Consider the following 16,367-nt stretch of genomic DNA (forward strand, 5'->3'; position numbering starts at 1 on the left):
TTCGGACAAGGCTGGATCACCGCGAAGTCCTTTATTCCAATCGCTTCAGGATTCTGCAAGGACAAGTATTCCGGTTTTGGAGTTTCCAAGCAATGATCCGCCGCCATGAATCTCAGCGATAATTTTTCAATGTCGCTTCAATCTTCTTCAGGAAACCTTCCGTGTTGCGCATGACGTCTTCCGTCCGGCATCGCACGATCGGTTTGCCTTTAAAGCGTTCTTCCCCGGTAATCTTGACGTCGACCGCTAACAGCACGACGTCGGCGTCCGCAATTTCCTGGGCCGTCAGCTCGTCTTCCGCGCCAATCGACCCCTGGGTTTCAATCCGGCAAGGATAGCCGCAGGCTTTGGCCGCTTCGATGATTTTCTTTTTCGTGATGTAGGTATGTGCGATCCCGGTTGGACAAGCAGTAATTCCGACGATCTTCATTCCGATTCCTCCTTTCTTAAAATATTGACGATTTCCTCAACCGTCCGGGCGTGATGGAGTGTGTCAATCACGTCCTTATCCAATAACAGCTGGGCGACATGGGACAGAAGCATAATATGCTGCGACATATCTACGTCGCGAATCGCAAACATAATAATGCAGCGGACCGGTTTATCGTCAAACGTTTCCCAGCTGACGTCGGTGCGGGTGCGTCCAATCGCAATGACGCTGCGGTTCACGACTGCGGAACGGCCGTGGGGAATCGCAATTCCCTCGCCGATTCCCGTAACCCCTTCCGCTTCACGGTGAACCAGCTCGTCGATAAACGGCTGTTCTTCCCGGATCACCCCGTTTTCATAAAGCATGCGCGTCATCTGCGTGAATACTTCTTCCTTGGTTCCGGCCTTTAAGTCCAGATTGACGTTTTCTTCCAGTAATACTTCTCTGATATCCAACATAAGAGTCCCTTTCTTTATTCCTTCAGCGCACGCCGGACTTCCTCAATGTCCTTGGGATCCAGCAGCACGGAAACCGTCACGCTCGGACAGGAAATTTCAAAATCGAGGCCGACGGTCGTTAAGATCAAATCCAGATCTGATACATCCCGGTTCTTGAGCTGCCGTAAGGAGATAACAGCGGCAATCTCCAATTCAGGGAAAACGGTCGCTACTCGTTTTTTCAGTAGATGCGATGTTCCGATTCCCGTCGAACAAACCAACAGTACCCGCCGCCGCGGAGTCTTCGGCTCCAGTGCCAGCTGGAAATACAAACAGAGATAACACAGCTCATCCTCGGAAATAAAATGCTTCGGATAATATTTTTTCTTGAGTTCCAGCACTGCGCTTTTCACCTGGGCGTACATTTGCGGAAATTCCGCGACCGTCTTCTCTCTTAACAGGCAGACGATCCGGACGTTATACTGAATCCGCGTGATCATCGAATTGATATGCAGAAGCAGGCTGTAAAACAAATTGGCGTCCTCGGTGAAACGGACCTGCGTTTCCGCCTCCATCTGTTGGATCAGTTCCTCACAGAACGCGAGCACCTCCGGCTGCGTGCTTTGCAGCGTCTGGCCGATCACTTCCCGCTTTGGCAGCTCACCCACGCCGCAGCCCATAAAGTGTGTGTAAATATACAACAGCTCGTTGGGTGGAAATGTGATCTGTACGGCTTGAGAAAAGGTCTGGACGCACGCCGCGATCTTCTTGTAAATCAGCGGATTGATCAGCTTGGGATCCATAACACCGCCGGGATTGATATAACGCCGGCTGCGCATCCGTTCCATCGCGATCAGGATGTGCGTAACGATGTTGATGTAGTAAATATCGCCGAGAACGACGCCGATCGCCTCCTCAATCTCACCGACGCATTGTTCGACCTGACGCAAAGACTGAATGCCGTAGATGCCGGCCAGCACCATCCGGTTTTCCTCGTTCAGCCGTGTCGGAAGTTCATTGCGCGGCAACGGATCGAAATGGTGAATTTTGTTCAGCACCCCGGCGACTTCATTGCGGATCGTCAATTCCCGTCCGGTGATATACGTGCCTTCGCGGGTTCGGTTTAAGGTCAGACCCGCTTCACGAATCCGCTGTTCCACCGCGGCCAGATCGTTGACAATCGAGCTGCTTCCCACGTAATACTTTTCGGAAAGACTGCGGATAGTCGTTGGCTGGGGTGCGTTCAGCAGTAAGTCCAGATAAATTCGATGCCGCCGGTCTTCCACGGAATCCCCCGCGTTCAGCCGCTCTCCGCCGTAAATCCAGCGGTTTAACCGGCTGCGGTCCGCATTGCCGCAGTCCAGCGCAATGCCCTGGATACTGCGGGTAAGGGTGTAGTCCAGCGACAGGCCCAGGATTTCAATCCGTTTAAAATCGCGCTGAATCGTTTTGACCGAACAGCCAAACTGCCGGGCCAGCTCGGGTCCCCGCAGCGGTTCTGTATTCGCCGCTAACAATCTCAAAATCTGAAGCTGCCGTTCATTGAGATCTTCCATAGGCATTTCCTTTCTTCGGTTTCATCATAATCAAAGTTTCAAGAAGAAACCATACCAAAACATGTCGCGGTTTCCCGGACAATTTTAGTGCTTCTTCGACTTCTGCTTTCATCATGACGCCCTTGAAACCAGGAAGAAAGCGGTAATTTTTTCCATTTCTTTGCGTGCTAAATTGCATCGTTCATCCCCTGATTCATTGCCCAAAGTATAAAAAAAAGGATTTCCCCCTATTAAGAGAAAATCCCGCATTGCCTTAATAATTCGGCGTCTGCCTTCGCCGATGATCCTGAAGCCGAATTACGCTTCCTTCGCTTCCTGAACCTGGATCGTATAGTCCGGGTTGGCAGTTTCCAGCAGCTGGCTGATCACCTCGCCTGCTTTCTTACGTGCTTCCTCAAGCAGTCCGCCGTCGACGACCTTCCCCTCCATGACCGTTTTCTGCTGCTTGGAGAACGCGGCATAGTCGGAAATACTGATCGGATTAAAGAGATTATTGGATTCATCATAGACCTCGATGCTCGCTTCGTCGACCTCGTGGCTTAAAATCTCCGCCGGCGGCAGCGTGATCGTGATCGTCTTGTCCTGAACGTCGATCTGAACGTCGTCCAGCCGGACGCCGGCCGTGATTTTCCCGTCATACGCTAAAATGAAGCTGGCTTTGGTCAACGGAATTGTCCATCCGTTGAGATCGGCGTTTTTCTCAAATTTACCCATATTCGTGTAATGATATTCCACGGTCGTCAGCTGACTGACGGAACGCAGCTGCTGAAACAAGGTGTCGCTGGTCACCGTCGTCTTGCCGGAATGACTCCGCTGCGCCAGCAGGACGCCGCCTAAGAAGCAAACCGCCCCCAGAATCAAAGCGACGATAGTGATACTGATCATCTTGCGGATGATCGACTGATTTTGTTTTTTACTCATGAACCTGCCTCCAGCCCGGAATCGACAAAATTTGGCGAACTCTGTCGGTTTCTGTCGCTTCCATTATACCACGTCCGCTTTCCTCCCGCTGACGCTTTTGTGTTTGCCGCAAGAAAAAAACGGGTGTTTCCTACACCCGCAGCCCCGCTTTGCACAAGGGCGAATCGTTTTCGGAAATTCCCGTTTTTAATCAATCAGTTTAGTCGTTGAACAGATCGTAAACGGCGCTGACCGGATTCTTCAGCTGGATCGCTTCGATCGTCTTCGCCAGCATGTAGCCGACAGACAGCAGCGTGATCTTATCCGTGCCGTTCTTCTTTTCTTCGCTTAACGGAATCGTGTTGGTGATGACCATTTCCTTAATGTAGGAATTCTGAATCCGTTCGATCGCCGGTCCGCTTAACAGGCCGTGCGTGCAGGCGAAGTAAATTTCCTTCGCGCCTTTTTCCTTCAAGATGTTGACGCCGGCAATCAACGTGCCGCAGGTATCCGCCATATCGTCGACGATGATCGCGGTCTTCCCTTCAACCTCGCCGATCACATTCATCGCTTCCGCGACATTCGGTTTCGGACGACGCTTGTCAATAATCGCCATCGGCGCGTTCAAGCAGTCGGCCAGACGGCGCGCCCGGGTAGTTCCGCCATGGTCCGGCGAAACGACGACGACATTTTCCAGATTCTTGGAACGGAAATACTGGCCGATCATCGAAACGGCGCTCAGGTCGTCAATTGGAATATTGAAGAAGCCCTGAATCTGGGTCGCATGCAGATCGATCGTCACGACACGGTTCGCCCCAGCGGTCTGAAGCAGATCCGCAACCAGCTTCGCGGTAATCGGCTGGCGCGCACGTGCTTTGCGGTCCTGACGCGCATAACCATAATACGGCATGATGACTGTGATTTCACCTGAGCTGGCGCGCTTGCAGGCATCGATCGCGATCAGTACTTCCATCAGTCGATCGGAGACCGGCGAACATGTCGACTGGACGATATAAACGGAACGGCCGCGAACTGTTTCCTCCGGCTCCACCATAATTTCTCCATCGGCAAAATGCTTAACAGAAATCTTTCCCATTGGTAAGCCCAGGTATTCTACGATTTCCTGAGCCAGTTCAACACTGCTGGACAGTGCGAAGACAATTGCATTCTCGATCATGTTTTCTCCTTTTATTTTTTCTCTTTGTTTTTGTAGATAAGACCATAACCCGGCTTGTTTTCCTGGCGTACGCGACCGATGGCCATATCCCCATCCGGCACATCCTGAGTCGCGGTCGATCCCGCGGCGACGACGGCGTTTTCCCCGACCGTAACCGGCGCGATCAAATTGACGTTGCTGCCGATAAAGGCTCCGTCCTTGACAACTGTGTGGAACTTGTTTTTCCCGTCGTAGTTGACGGTGATGACGCCGCAGCCAATGTTGACTTTCGATCCGATCTCACTGTCGCCCAGATAAGTCAGATGCGCGCAGCGGCTGTCGAAACCAAACTTGGTGTTCTTAAACTCGACGAAGTTGCCGATCCGGTTCTTACTGTCAATCTCGCAGTTCATCCGCAGATGGGCGTAAGGACCGATTTTGACCTCGTCATGAACGATGCTGTCGGTAATGCGCGAGCTGTCGACCGTGCAGTTCTTTCCGATCACGGCGTTAACCAGAAACGACTGCGGAAGGATTGTCGTCCCGTCGTTGATCACCGTGTTGCCTTCCAGATAGACGTTCGGATACAATGTGACGTCTTTGCCCAAGACGACGTCCGGTCCGATATACGTGCTGTCCGGATTGATCAGCGTGACGCCTTCCTCCATCCAATGTTCGTTGATCCGCTTCTGCATCCAGCGGGTTGCCTGCGCCAGTTCTTTTTTGTCGTTGACGCCGCTGGCTTCAAAGCTGTCCTCGACAATCTTGGCCTTCACGCCTAACCCATGGCGATTGAAGATCTCGACTAAATCCGTAATGTAATACTCCTGCTGCGCGTTGTCGTTGCGGATTTCCTCAAGATGCTTGAATAAAGCCTGATTGTCAAAACAATAGATGCCGGTGTTGATTTCCGTGATTTTCCGCTGTTCCTCCGTGCAATCCTTGAATTCCACGATCTTCTCAATCATGCCTTCAGCGTTGCGGATAATCCGGCCGTACTGTTTCGGATCGTCCAGCACTGCCGTTAACACGACCATGCCGCACTGATCCAGGGCGTCCAGCATTCCCTGATAGGTTGCGCTTTGAATGCAGGGACAATCCCCATTGACGACTAAGGTTTTTCCTTCTGCCTGACTCAGAACCGGCGCGGCCTGCATCACCGCATGACCGGTACCCAGCTGCGGGGATTGAAGCACAAACTCACACTGTCCGCGCATCGCGGCTTCCACCTGTTCGTGGCCAAAACCAACAACGGTTACAATCTTATCGACCTGAATTTTTTTCAGATTGTCAAGGATATGCCCCAGCATTGGTTTCTGGCAGACCGGGTGCATCACCTTCGGCAGCTCAGAGTGCATGCGTGTACCCTTGCCCGCCGCCATAATAATTGCAGATTTCATTATCCATCGTCCTCCATAGTCTATTTTACTCAAACTCGCCCTTTAAAAAAAGCCTAAAGTGATGTTTTTTCCTGGGATTTCCTGTTTTTTACAGTTATTTACAGCGGGTTTTGGAATTTCGTGCCTTGCTTTTGAAATGTAGGGGCTTTCATTTAATTTCAAAGCGCTTCTCTTCTGGAAATAGAACCTGAAAATCGTTCAGGCAATCACAGCTGGAATTTAATTAAAAGGCAAAAAGAATCTTCGGAAAGGCCGGATCAAAGAAAAATGCAGGCTCCCGCAGAGTCCTGCATTCAAAGTTCAGTGTCCCTATTTATTGGTGTGAACGATTCGTCCAGCCGGGTTCTTCCTGCGGCCGCAGTTCCGTCTTACGGATAAACGCCGCTTTTTTTCGCATCACCGCCGCGCCTTTTTCCAACAGCTCCGGATCGCGTGTCAGCGCGAACACCGTGGATCCGCTGCCCGACATCAACGCCCCGTCGAAGCCCAGCCCCAGCAGATCCCGCTTGATCGTCGCAATCTGGGGCACCAGCTTAAACGCGCTCTGTTCCAGCGTGTTGCCCAGCGACTGAAGCACGCCCTCATAATCGTTGGCGATCAAAGCCTGGCGCATCTTGCGGCAGTCAGGATGTTCGGCGCAGCTGAAATCCAGCGTTTCAAACGCCACCTTTGTGGATACGCCCTTATATGGTTTTACTAACAAGAGATAAAACGGCGTATGCACGCGGAAATGTTCCAGATTCTCGCCGATGCCAGTCACAAACGCCGGCCGGCTGCGCAGGCAGAACGGCACGTCCGCTCCGACCTTCTTGGCAATTTCGACCATCTTCTCATTATCCATCCCCAGCCGCAGCATCTTGTTCAGCGCCCGGATCGCCGCCGCCCCGTCGGTGCTGCCCCCGGCCATTCCGGCCTGCGTCGGAATGTGCTTCTGCAAGGTAATCTCAAAGTTCTCCTTGAAACCATATTCCTCGCGAAGCAGCTCGATTGCCTTCACAATCGTATTTCGCCGGTCTAACGGAAGGTACGGCACATTGCTTTGCAGGCGCAGCTCGTCGCTGAATTCAAAGTTCAGCGTATCATAGAGATTCACCGGCGCCATGATCATTTCCAGTTCATGATATCCATCCTCACGCCGGCATACGACATCCAGACACAGGTTAATTTTCGCGTAAGCTCTTTGTTTCATACGTCACCTCATACAGATCAAGAAACTGATCCAGCGTCATCGTTTCCGCCCGCAGCGAAGGTTCCAGTCCAGCTTCATTCAACAGCCGGGTAGCTTCATCCTTGTCCTGCAGATATTCGCGGAAGTTGTTGTAGAGCGTCTTGCGGCGCTGCTTGAAGCACCCTTTGACCAGCGCGAAGAACTGCGCTTCATCCCGAGCGGTACGCACAGGCTGCCTGCGGGTAAACTGCACGACGGCCGAGTCCACAGCCGGACGGGGATTGAAAATCGTCTTGGGGATTTTCATTACCGTCTGAACCTGATATTGATACTGCACGATCACGCTCAGCGCATTGTAGTCCTTCGTCGAAACCGCAGCGGTAAAGCGGTCGGCGACTTCCTTTTGCATCATGACGGTAATCACCGGAATATCCGCCTTGCTTTCAAAGATTTTAAATAAGATCGGAGTCGTAATATAATACGGCAGATTCGCGCAGACCAGAACCTGATTCCACTGTGTTTTCAGCTTCTCCACCGTCGCGTTCAGGTCCGCTTCCAGAAAGTCCTGATGAACGACCTCGACGTGCGGATAATCGGAAAGCGTATCGGCCAGCACCTCGATCAGGCGGTCGTCGATCTCAAACGCCAGCACCTGACCGGCCACTCTCGCCAGCTGTTCCGTCAGAGCGCCGATGCCTGGGCCGATCTCGATCACAGCGCTGTGTTCATCCGCATGGGACAGCCGCGCAATCTTTTCCACGATTCCCGGCTCGATAATAAAGTTCTGACCAAAATTCTTTTTTGCGTACAGGTCATATTTCGCTAAGATTTCATTCGTTCTCGCCATGGTGGCGATCGGCTTATTCATCGGTGTCCCTCCCTTCTTCCAGCATCGCTTTTGTGACTTTCAACAAATTCAGACGCTTCCACAGCGTCTTGGCATTGGCTTCGCCGACATGCCATCGGTTTCCGACTTCCTTGCGCCGCTGAGCGCTGTCCGGCATGCCGGTTAAGCCCAGCTCCACAAACTCTGACCAGCTCAGCGTATTTTCCCCGGCCGCTTCATAAGTCAGGCAATGCTCCAAGGCTGCCAGAATTTCCTGTTTTCCGGCATGTTCCACGCCAACCTTCCGTTTGCCGCGTACAATTTCCCATGCTTTACCTGAGGGCAGAAACGCATTCTTACAGCCCGGCACCGCGCTGTTGATACGCTGACGGATCTGATCGCCCGGAGTATCCGGATCGGTAAAGATAATCACGCCGCGGGTCTTTGCCCACTGGCGGACCTGATCCAGCGTGGCTTCCGTCAGACCGGTGCCGCTGGTTTCCAGCGTGTCCACATCCAGCCAGCGTTTTAAATTCGCCGTATCTTTTTTTCCTTCAACAACGATGATTTCCTTGATCTTCATGTTTGTTCCTCATTCCGATCTTTATTTTATCATAGTATGCAATAACCACCAAACAGGAAACGAAAATAAACCAGGAATGACCCGATTTTCCCATGTTCTTCCCCGACTTAAAAAAGGATTATCTCCAATCCCCATTAGCAATTCAGAAATAACGCCGGTAACTTTTTCTTGGGGTTTGTTTCATTTTCAGCACCAGCTGTATATCGTAACAGCCTCCTACCCTTTCCTTTATTAACTTCATTATACCGATTTCATCTTTCAGTACCAATTGATTAAGAACAATATCATATTAGCTTTGATATTGTTCTTTTAATTTGTTCTTTTTGAATCTATTATTCCCCAAGATCCCTTTCTAACCGAATAACAATTAAACAATTTCAAAAAGCCACGAGCTGAAAAGTCAAATCGCGAATTCTTTGTTATCATTAGATCGAAGGAGGAATTCACAATGTATACATGGGAAGCAATTCAGGAAGCTCTTGACCAGATCGAAAAAGAACTTCCTCGCGGAATCAAAACGGAATGGCTGGCAGAACAAGTTTCCTTATCCCCTTTCTATTTTCAAAAACTATTTAAACGTCTTGTTCATAAATCAGTTCAGGAGTACGTCAAACTGCGCCGGTTATCCAGAGTCATCGAGGAACTGAATCAAGAGGATCGCACTATTACAGAAATTGCTTATGACTACCATTTTTCAAGCCCTGCGAATTTCACCCGGGTATTTAAAGAAACTTACGGCATCACGCCCGAAGAATATCGTAAAAAGCGGCCGCGGTTAAACACGATGATCAAGCCCGACATTGCCTTGACTTACAAAGACCTCGATGAAAATATTCCTATCTTGATCGATGACCTACTTCTGGAAATCAGAAGAAAAACGCTGGAGACAGAAGAAACTTATCTTGGATTCTCAACGCTTGTTGATACTGCAAAGCAGATTCCGATGGGAGAAAGTACGGGCATCGATATTCCCGGTCAATGCTGGACCCGTTTTCATCAAGAAAAATCAAAACTGAAAACCGTGATTAATCCTGATTTTGAAATGGGCATGTCGTATGGCGCTGATCCGATAAAAGGCACTTTTCATTATTTCACCGGAGCATTGTACCCAATGCCGCAAGAGATCTCAGAACCTTATGTAATCCAATCATTGCCGCCTGGAAATTATATTGTATGCCGCATCGAGGCTGAGAATTTTGAAACCTTGGTTTGCGAGGGCTTGGATAAAGCGGCGAGCTATCTTTTGAATACCTGGCTTCCTTCCCGGTCTCTGGAAATTGAACCGTTCTCCGCTGAGAAATACAATCTGGCTGAAACGGAGGACATTTCGATGGAGCTTTGGGTTAAGTTGAAAGAACCAACCATGAACTGATCAAATTGAAAATCAAAAACAAGGCCGCAGATTGCATGGCCTTGTTTTTTAGTTCCTGATCTCCATGCTTACAGCTTGTCCAAGATCAGACAAAAAAGAAGTTCTCCGACGACTTCCTAAGTCCCGGACAACTTCTTCATTGAGTCTTTCATTAAGACTAGAGCGCTCCCCGTTTAGCCTGAATTCCAAGCCATATTCCGATCAGAATCAAACTGACAAGCAACAAGCCGATCCAAAACGCTCCTGACTGTAAAAACGGCAAGACCTGCGCCGAGGCCCCGGCTGCGCCCAGATTGACGGCAAAGAAGCCGAAGAAAAACCAGGATGATCCTTTATCCGCGTCATATCCGGACCCAAACGTCAAACTATATGCGACAAACGCCAGCGTGGCGCAGAGTGAAATCCCGACGGCCTTCCAGGTCAGCGGCAGAGCCAGGCTGCCGAAAGGAATGAACAGCTGCATTCCCAGGATGATCAGATCCATAATCCACAGACTGCCCAGCACAAAGCCCTGTGCGATCAGCTGACCTGCCAGCCGTTTTTTCCGCGGGACCGGAATCAGGTTCAATGCGTAATCTCCGCTTTGAAACCTTTTCGTCAGCTGCCAGCTGGCCACAAAATCGCCGACAAAGAACACCAGATTAACATAGCTTCCGTGCAGAAAGACCAGGAAAACCAAGGCCACCAGGAGTTGAAGACCTTGATCCCGGGTGCGCCGGCGTTGATTTTTGCCATGCAGCCTGATTTCCGCCAAATCCAAAATTCCGCGCAGCCACTCAGAAATTCCCGGGAATTCCAGCTTGTCTAAAGAATCCTGCTTCTCTTTTCCAATCAGTTCGATGCGGGTTATTCCGATCGACATCACCAGCACGAACGCCGCGGCCAAGATTAACGAGGAAGACAACGCTTTATTACTGATTTCCAGCGCGCCGATGACAACGATTAAAGTGAGCGCATTGTAAATCATCGCGATTTTCCAGGTGCTGAGCGCTTGTTTTTCTTTCTCCCAGCGCAGGATAATCCAGCCATACATCGCCCAGAAAACAACAGCGGTCCACGCCAAGACTCCGGTTAAACCCGGACGGCGCACATTCATTACCAGACCGCAGCCGCCAACTAAGCCGATCCAGGTCATCGTTACTGTAAAAAGCAGAATGATCTTGCGATCCCGGTTGGAAAGCGGCAGTGTCTCCAGCATCCTTCCGCTGGTTCCCTCCTCGCCATCGCGCCAGTCCAGCATTTTATTCGTAAAAACAAGCGCGCCGGACAACAACGGAAACAAGGCAAGCGCTACACTCCCTGAAGTCAGAACCAGGGAAAGGACGACCATTCCCAACAGTGCTCCGTTGCACTGAAACCAATACCCCCAGGCCAGCCGCAGCCGATCAGAGTTCTTCATACGTCAGATCCTGCGCCAACATGATTTCTTCCAGCGTCGCGGGGGTAAAGACTACCGGAAGATGCCGCAGCTGCGCCGCATGGGTGCACATGCCTTCCCAGCCGGTCTCCGTCGGTTTCGGTTTCAGTACAAAAGCCTTCATTTCCTTCGGTATTTTTCCTTCACAGCGGAAATGCTGCCAATTCTCCATCAAAATTTCCTTGGAAGCAGAGAACTTCACATGGCCGTTTTCCAAACAGGTCACATAGTCTGCGATTTTATCCAGATCCGCTGTATTGTGCGTGGAAAATAATAGCGAATGATCCTCCTGCTGCATAAACTCATATAACAAATCCAGCACTTCCCGCCGGGACACTGGATCAAGATTCGCCGTCGGCTCATCCAGAATCATCAGCTTGGGATGATGCGATAAAGCGAAGATGATCGAAAGCTTAACTTTCATCCCCGCCGAGAATTCGCCGAACGGTTTACCCAACGGCAAGCGGAACCGGTTGAGTAGTTTATGATACAGAACTTCGTCAAACTGATCATAAAACGGTCCAATCCGACGCATCAGCTTCATCGCATGATAAGAATCCGGAAATACAAACCGGTCGCTGACCACACCCAGCTGATTTTTAATTTGCCGCTCGTTCTGATCCATCTGCATCCCCAGTAATTTGCAATGCTGAGCACGCGCGGGCGTACTGTCCAGCAACGCTTCAATCAGCGTTGTTTTTCCCGCCCCGTTGCGGCCGATCAAGCCCATGACATAACCACATGGCAAGTCAAAATGATCGATGAAAAGATCAAAGTTTGGATAATGCACCCGCAGATTCTCTGCGGAAATCGCGTTTTCAATCATGACTTCTCCCTCTTTTCCTGAATTACAGTTTTTTGTGCCTGGTCAAACAAGGTCTGGATCTGCGGCAGTGTGAGTCCCAGCTTCAATCCCTTATCCAGCGTCGCCTGGAATTCTTCAATCAGCTGCGCTCCCGCCTGTTCCTGCACTGTTTGAACATCCAAGGAACAAACAAAGCAGCCTTTGCCCTGACGAGTTTCGATCATGCCCGCTTGTTCCAGATCATCATACGCCCGTTTCACGGTGATGATCGCCACCTGCAGCTGTTTCGCCAGCTGGCGGATTGAAGGCAGCTGTTCCTGCGGACGCAGCTGTCCCTGACAGATAGCCGATCGAATCGCGTTTTCGATCTGCAGATAATTCGGATCATTTGAATTGGAATCCAGAAGTATGCGCATAGGTCTCCCTCCACTGTTATTATAGAATAGACACAGTTAATTTACAATAGACACAGATTAATTTCAGATTGGAAATTAGAAAATACCCAGGAAGCAAAGCAGGCCTCCATTTCTGATCCACTTCCTTTCCGTATTTCCTGCTTTCCTCCAAATAGAACGTTTAAGGAGAAGATTGATCGATTGACCTAAAATTAAAAAGACATCCTGCCCCGCAGAATGCCCTCGTTCTCTTATGCTTGATTCACTTTGTTGACGCTGCGCTTCCGTTCCGTCTTAATGTTCTCAGTTGAAGCGGCAGCCGTTGGCCCGTTTGCGTCCGAAGTCCACAATCGAAACTTTGACATTGGACCGTTTACCATTACGCACGCTCGGATAATATTCTGAACCGGTGAACAGATCAATCGTCGATCCCTGCACCGCACCGCCCCGGTCGGCCACCACTGCCAGGAAAGGTTCGCCAGGCGTCAGTCCCTGACCATTGAATTTATGATCGCTGATTTCCACCAGCGTGCATAACGGCAGCGTCGAAGACGCGGCAATCAGATAATAACCGTCGTAAGTAATCCCGTCTTTCCAGGTGCCGTCAGACTGACGCACCCCGGTGGTGCTGATTGCGATGCCGGCCGGCGTTCCCCCGCCGCACCCGACGCAATCCGCCCCATAGGAAGTCACGCGGCTGGAATAGAAGTACGCTTCCTCCTTCACCTCGGAGCCATAGCTCATGACGATCGGCTGGGCTTCGATGACTTCTGTGGAATAAGGCACCAGGACACGCGACAACAAGTTGCCCTCCTGGTCGTAGGTCATTTCATAGGTATCGTTCTGAACCTTCGGACTTCCGTTGTCCGTTTTGGAAATCATCCAGGAAACGCCGTTTTCTGAGATTTCCTCGGGATGGACAAATACGGTATCCTGCGCTTCCAGAAACGTCGTGATCGTCTCCTGCGCTGTCCGGTACGGAAGCGGTTCTTCGCTCGCGGCTCGCGAATAACTAAAGGTCTGCAGGATCAGTGGTGTCTTGACTTCTTCCGGGATCATGATCAATGCGGTCATGCCCAGACCTAAGCATACTAAAATTCCAAAAAGCACTGCTTTTTTCATTTTATTTTCCTCCTTTCACCAGAGATCGTAGACTCTTCTCTTATTTCAGAGTTCGTCTTGCGGGTGGAATAAAGCTTGGTAGTTATCCCAAAGACTCTGTTTCAACGTTTCTTCCTCCATCCCGCGCAATTCCAGAATGGTTTTCGCGGTCAGCGGAAGATACATCGGCTCGTTCCGTTTTCCCCGATAAGGAACGGGCGTCAGATAAGGACAATCGGTTTCAATCTGCAAATGCGCCAGGTCCACGTCCGCCGCCACCTCTTTCGGGGTTTTGGCATTTTTGAACGTGACCGGTCCGCCCAGGCCGATCGTGTAGCCAAGCTTGACGAATTCCCTGGCCATTTCCCGGCTGGAGCTGAAACAATGGATGATCCCACGACGGGCAGCGGGATGCTCGCGCAGAAGGGCCAGCGTATCGCCGATCGCGTCGCGGCTGTGAACCAGAATCGGTTTGTTGACCCGGTTCGCCAGCTCGATCTGACGGATAAACGCCGCCTGCTGCTGAGGATGATTGTCTTTATCCCAGTAGTAGTCCAGGCCGATCTCACCGATGGCCGTGACATTCTCATTATAGACCAGAGTTTCTAGTTTATGCCAGTCTTCTTCCGTAAAATCACGCAAATCACTGGGATGAAAGCCCACCGCGACGTCAAAACGCGCGTCTTCGGCCTTCATTTTCAAGGCAGCTTCCGCTTCTTCCAGCCGGCAGCAGACGATCATCATCCGCGCGACGCCGGCATCCAGCGCCCGCTGGCGGACATCCCAGGCGTCGCCGATCAGATCCGCACAGGTCAGATGACAGTGCGAATCAATCCAGCCTAGAGCTTTTCCCATACCGAGGTGCCTGCGATCCGGTCATGCAGCGAGCTGTGCTGATCGGAATACGCGAAAATCGCGGAGAACACACCCAGGATCCAGATCTGCAGCGAGAACGCCTTCATCACACCGCGGATCAGGCAGTCGCCGAACGATAACGAGCCATGCTCCTTCTCGACTTCCAGCTTCATGATCAGCTTGCCCACGGTGCCGCCGGCGAAGTAAATCATCGCCGCCTCATACAAAGCATAGACAATCACGAACAAAAACGATGTCGAAAACAGGAAGCGGAAATGATGGAGAAACGGCAGCCAGCTTAAAATCCAGCGGATTAAGGAGAACGCCATTTCGAGAATGCCGACCGGAATTCCGATCAACAGACTGTCGATAATCAAAGCAATAACACGGTTTGTAAATAATTTCATGAATGATTCCTCACTTTCCTAAACAAAACTTGGAGAACAGCGCATCCAGCAGATCTTCCCGGCTGGCTTCGCCGACGATTTCTTTAAGCGCCATATATGCCGCCTGCAGATCGATTGTCACTAAATCCAGTTCCGCGCCATCCTGCAGCGCGTTGACGGCCTGCGCCATGGACTGGCGGGCCTGACGGGCCAGCGCGATCTGACGTTCATTCGCCAGCGACGGCAGCTCCAGCATCGCATGATGGTGTTCGTAGCGTTGGTTGATCTGATCAATCAACGGTTCAATCTGATTCTGAGCGGCACAGATGGAAATCGTACCGGAACGATCCTCCGCCTGCGGCGCGAGATCTTTTTTATTGATGACGACGATCCGGTTGCGGCCTTCAGTCAGATCCAGCAGGCGGCGGTCTTCGTCGTCCTGCGGGCGGCTGGCGTCCAGCACGATCAGGATCAGTTCCGCTTCCTCCAGCGCCTTCATGGAACGCTCGATGCCGATCTGTTCCACACGATCCTCGGTTTGGTGGATCCCGGCGGTGTCGATCAGATGAAGCGTGACATTGCGCAGATGGATTTCCCCTTCAACTAAGTCGCGGGTCGTCCCGGCGATCTCGGTCACAATCGCCTTGTCTTCCTCTAACAGGGCGTTGAGCAGACTCGACTTGCCGACGTTCGGCTTGCCCAGGATGACCGTCTTCACGCCTTTTTTCATGATGCGTCCGCTCTCCGCCCGCTGCAGAATTTCATCCATCCGGATTAACCAGGACCGGGCCTGGGGCAGAACGCTTTCCCAGGTCAGCTGTTCGGCATCCTCGTATTCCGGATAGTCGATATTGACCTCGATGTTGGCAATGATGTTGAGCAGCGCTTCGTTCAGCGGTTCGATCAGACGGCGGATACTGCCGCGGATGCCCTGAATCGCCAGCTGCGCCTGCTGGGAAGAATCGGCGTCGATCATATCCATGACCGCTTCAGCCTGCGTCAGATCAATGCGGCCGTTGAGGAAAGCCCGGCGGGTAAATTCCCCCGGATCGGCAAGCCGTGCGCCTTCCGCCAGCACCAGTGCCAGAATTCTTCGGGTAATGTAGCGGCCGCCATGCCCGCTGATTTCCACAACGTCTTCGCGTGTAAAAGTTTTCGGCGCGCGGAAAACCGTCAGCAGCACCTCGTCGACAGCTTCCTTAGTGATGGGATCGATGATATAGCCATACCGGACGGTATGCGTCGGCTGATCGTCCACCCGGCGGCTGAACAGTCGTCCGGCAATCGCCAGGCTGTCCGGGCCGCTGATCCGGATCACCGAAATCGCGCCGTCCTGCAATGCGGTAGAGATCGCCGCTATCGTATCGTTCAGCATTCTCTCACCTCCGAAATGTTCATGGTACAGTTTATCATATTTTTAGGATTTGCCTAGTGAAATCCTTCAAACTCCCTTTAAAATAAGGGATTCTTAAGATGTTTTGGAAAATATTTCTGGCGATTTAAGTTCTTTTTAAGATTTTTACTTTCTTCTTTTCACGGTGGAACGGATACAAAAAAACTGGAATCGCATGGACTCCAGT

At 51.3% G+C, this 16,367-nt stretch carries 18 protein-coding genes; 1 reads left to right on the forward strand and 17 read right to left on the reverse strand.

The features are described from left to right. Nucleotides 1–112 precede the first annotated feature (112 nt). From HOLDEFILI_RS03530 to rnmV, 10 genes are all read right to left on the reverse strand, one after another. Nucleotides 113–430: a PTS fructose transporter subunit IIB gene (locus HOLDEFILI_RS03530; RefSeq protein WP_006058053.1), complete on the reverse strand. Its 318-nt coding sequence runs from the start codon at nt 428–430 to the stop codon at nt 113–115. After that, complete coding sequence (locus HOLDEFILI_RS03535; RefSeq protein WP_006058054.1) at nt 427–888, reverse strand: PTS sugar transporter subunit IIA; 462 nt, start codon at nt 886–888, stop codon at nt 427–429. The genes HOLDEFILI_RS03530 and HOLDEFILI_RS03535 overlap by 4 nt, the downstream gene beginning before the upstream one ends. 14 nt (nt 889–902) lie before the next feature. Beyond that, the gene (locus HOLDEFILI_RS03540; RefSeq protein ID WP_006058055.1) at nt 903–2,423 is read right to left on the reverse strand and encodes a BglG family transcription antiterminator; all 1,521 of its coding nucleotides are present in this window, start codon (nt 2,421–2,423) and stop codon (nt 903–905) included. Continuing rightward, entirely contained in the window at nt 2,407–2,601 is a 195-nt protein-coding gene (locus HOLDEFILI_RS03545) for a hypothetical protein (protein WP_006058056.1), read from the reverse strand. Before HOLDEFILI_RS03545 ends, HOLDEFILI_RS03540 begins: the two co-directional genes overlap by 17 nt. A 119-nt stretch (nt 2,602–2,720) precedes the next feature. Beyond that, nucleotides 2,721–3,344 (reverse strand): DUF4230 domain-containing protein, encoded by a 624-nt coding sequence (locus HOLDEFILI_RS03550; RefSeq protein ID WP_006058057.1) that lies wholly within the window; start codon nt 3,342–3,344, stop codon nt 2,721–2,723. 199 nt (nt 3,345–3,543) lie between these two features. Continuing rightward, nucleotides 3,544–4,500 carry a ribose-phosphate diphosphokinase gene (locus tag HOLDEFILI_RS03555; RefSeq protein ID WP_006058059.1) on the reverse strand — a complete coding sequence of 319 codons (957 nt, stop codon included), beginning with the start codon at nt 4,498–4,500 and terminating at the stop codon, nt 3,544–3,546. Between the two features lie 11 nt (nt 4,501–4,511). Continuing rightward, entirely contained in the window at nt 4,512–5,879 is a 1,368-nt protein-coding gene (glmU, locus tag HOLDEFILI_RS03560) for a bifunctional UDP-N-acetylglucosamine diphosphorylase/glucosamine-1-phosphate N-acetyltransferase GlmU (RefSeq protein WP_006058060.1), read from the reverse strand. A 313-nt stretch (nt 5,880–6,192) separates the two neighbouring features. Next, nucleotides 6,193–7,068 carry a 4-(cytidine 5'-diphospho)-2-C-methyl-D-erythritol kinase gene (locus HOLDEFILI_RS03565; protein ID WP_006058062.1) on the reverse strand — a complete coding sequence of 292 codons (876 nt, stop codon included), beginning with the start codon at nt 7,066–7,068 and terminating at the stop codon, nt 6,193–6,195. Then, nucleotides 7,040–7,915 (reverse strand): 16S rRNA (adenine(1518)-N(6)/adenine(1519)-N(6))-dimethyltransferase RsmA, encoded by an 876-nt coding sequence (gene rsmA, locus HOLDEFILI_RS03570; protein ID WP_006058063.1) that lies wholly within the window; start codon nt 7,913–7,915, stop codon nt 7,040–7,042. Before rsmA ends, HOLDEFILI_RS03565 begins: the two co-directional genes overlap by 29 nt. Then, nucleotides 7,908–8,456, reverse strand: coding sequence for a ribonuclease M5 (gene rnmV, locus HOLDEFILI_RS03575; RefSeq protein WP_006058064.1), 549 nt, complete (start codon nt 8,454–8,456; stop codon nt 7,908–7,910). Before rnmV ends, rsmA begins: the two co-directional genes overlap by 8 nt. A gap of 448 nt (nt 8,457–8,904) precedes the next feature. Here rnmV and HOLDEFILI_RS03580 point away from each other — a divergent pair, with 448 nt between their 5' ends. Continuing rightward, the gene (locus tag HOLDEFILI_RS03580; protein ID WP_006058066.1) at nt 8,905–9,828 is read left to right on the forward strand and encodes an AraC family transcriptional regulator; all 924 of its coding nucleotides are present in this window, start codon (nt 8,905–8,907) and stop codon (nt 9,826–9,828) included. Nucleotides 9,829–9,985: 157 nt separating this feature from the next. Here HOLDEFILI_RS03580 and HOLDEFILI_RS03585 read toward each other — a convergent pair whose 3' ends face one another. From HOLDEFILI_RS03585 to mnmE, 7 genes are all read right to left on the reverse strand, one after another. Further along, on the reverse strand, nt 9,986–11,227 hold the full coding sequence (locus HOLDEFILI_RS03585) for a hypothetical protein (RefSeq protein WP_006058067.1): 1,242 nt from the start codon (nt 11,225–11,227) through the stop codon (nt 9,986–9,988). Beyond that, complete coding sequence (locus HOLDEFILI_RS03590; RefSeq protein ID WP_006058068.1) at nt 11,214–12,071, reverse strand: ATP-binding cassette domain-containing protein; 858 nt, start codon at nt 12,069–12,071, stop codon at nt 11,214–11,216. The genes HOLDEFILI_RS03585 and HOLDEFILI_RS03590 overlap by 14 nt, the downstream gene beginning before the upstream one ends. After that, nucleotides 12,068–12,466, reverse strand: a complete 399-nt coding sequence (locus tag HOLDEFILI_RS03595) for a GntR family transcriptional regulator (protein ID WP_006058069.1) — start codon at nt 12,464–12,466, stop codon at nt 12,068–12,070. The genes HOLDEFILI_RS03590 and HOLDEFILI_RS03595 overlap by 4 nt, the downstream gene beginning before the upstream one ends. 282 nt (nt 12,467–12,748) lie before the next feature. Beyond that, nucleotides 12,749–13,567, reverse strand: coding sequence for an RlpA-like double-psi beta-barrel domain-containing protein (locus HOLDEFILI_RS03600; protein WP_006058071.1), 819 nt, complete (start codon nt 13,565–13,567; stop codon nt 12,749–12,751). Between the two features lie 45 nt (nt 13,568–13,612). Further along, entirely contained in the window at nt 13,613–14,401 is a 789-nt protein-coding gene (locus HOLDEFILI_RS03605; protein WP_006058072.1) for a TatD family hydrolase, read from the reverse strand. Further along, nucleotides 14,386–14,808, reverse strand: a complete 423-nt coding sequence (locus tag HOLDEFILI_RS03610) for an RDD family protein (protein ID WP_006058073.1) — start codon at nt 14,806–14,808, stop codon at nt 14,386–14,388. Before HOLDEFILI_RS03610 ends, HOLDEFILI_RS03605 begins: the two co-directional genes overlap by 16 nt. Before the next feature lie 10 nt (nt 14,809–14,818). Next, the gene (gene mnmE, locus HOLDEFILI_RS03615) at nt 14,819–16,162 is read right to left on the reverse strand and encodes a tRNA uridine-5-carboxymethylaminomethyl(34) synthesis GTPase MnmE (protein WP_006058074.1); all 1,344 of its coding nucleotides are present in this window, start codon (nt 16,160–16,162) and stop codon (nt 14,819–14,821) included. Between the last annotated feature and the right edge of the window lie 205 nt (nt 16,163–16,367).

Source organism: Holdemania filiformis DSM 12042, assembly GCF_000157995.1.
Classification (GTDB): domain Bacteria; phylum Bacillota_I; class Bacilli_A; order Erysipelotrichales; family Erysipelotrichaceae; genus Holdemania; species Holdemania filiformis.

Excerpts from the sequence above, each read along its gene's own strand:
- HOLDEFILI_RS03530 (WP_006058053.1), bottom strand. The coding sequence starts at position 430 with ATGAAGATCGTCGGAATTACTGCTTGTCCAACCGGGATCGCACATACC.
- HOLDEFILI_RS03535 (WP_006058054.1), bottom strand. The coding sequence starts at position 888 with ATGTTGGATATCAGAGAAGTATTACTGGAAGAAAACGTCAATCTGGAC.
- HOLDEFILI_RS03540 (WP_006058055.1), bottom strand. The coding sequence starts at position 2,423 with ATGGAAGATCTCAATGAACGGCAGCTTCAGATTTTGAGATTGTTAGCG.
- HOLDEFILI_RS03545 (WP_006058056.1), bottom strand. The coding sequence starts at position 2,601 with ATGCAATTTAGCACGCAAAGAAATGGAAAAAATTACCGCTTTCTTCCT.
- HOLDEFILI_RS03550 (WP_006058057.1), bottom strand. The coding sequence starts at position 3,344 with ATGAGTAAAAAACAAAATCAGTCGATCATCCGCAAGATGATCAGTATC.
- HOLDEFILI_RS03555 (WP_006058059.1), bottom strand. The coding sequence starts at position 4,500 with ATGATCGAGAATGCAATTGTCTTCGCACTGTCCAGCAGTGTTGAACTG.
- glmU (WP_006058060.1), bottom strand. The coding sequence starts at position 5,879 with ATGAAATCTGCAATTATTATGGCGGCGGGCAAGGGTACACGCATGCAC.
- HOLDEFILI_RS03565 (WP_006058062.1), bottom strand. The coding sequence starts at position 7,068 with ATGAAACAAAGAGCTTACGCGAAAATTAACCTGTGTCTGGATGTCGTA.
- rsmA (WP_006058063.1), bottom strand. The coding sequence starts at position 7,915 with ATGAATAAGCCGATCGCCACCATGGCGAGAACGAATGAAATCTTAGCG.
- rnmV (WP_006058064.1), bottom strand. The coding sequence starts at position 8,456 with ATGAAGATCAAGGAAATCATCGTTGTTGAAGGAAAAAAAGATACGGCG.
- HOLDEFILI_RS03580 (WP_006058066.1), top strand. The coding sequence starts at position 8,905 with ATGTATACATGGGAAGCAATTCAGGAAGCTCTTGACCAGATCGAAAAA.
- HOLDEFILI_RS03585 (WP_006058067.1), bottom strand. The coding sequence starts at position 11,227 with ATGAAGAACTCTGATCGGCTGCGGCTGGCCTGGGGGTATTGGTTTCAG.
- HOLDEFILI_RS03590 (WP_006058068.1), bottom strand. The coding sequence starts at position 12,071 with ATGATTGAAAACGCGATTTCCGCAGAGAATCTGCGGGTGCATTATCCA.
- HOLDEFILI_RS03595 (WP_006058069.1), bottom strand. The coding sequence starts at position 12,466 with ATGCGCATACTTCTGGATTCCAATTCAAATGATCCGAATTATCTGCAG.
- HOLDEFILI_RS03600 (WP_006058071.1), bottom strand. The coding sequence starts at position 13,567 with ATGAAAAAAGCAGTGCTTTTTGGAATTTTAGTATGCTTAGGTCTGGGC.
- HOLDEFILI_RS03605 (WP_006058072.1), bottom strand. The coding sequence starts at position 14,401 with ATGGGAAAAGCTCTAGGCTGGATTGATTCGCACTGTCATCTGACCTGT.
- HOLDEFILI_RS03610 (WP_006058073.1), bottom strand. The coding sequence starts at position 14,808 with ATGAAATTATTTACAAACCGTGTTATTGCTTTGATTATCGACAGTCTG.
- mnmE (WP_006058074.1), bottom strand. The coding sequence starts at position 16,162 with ATGCTGAACGATACGATAGCGGCGATCTCTACCGCATTGCAGGACGGC.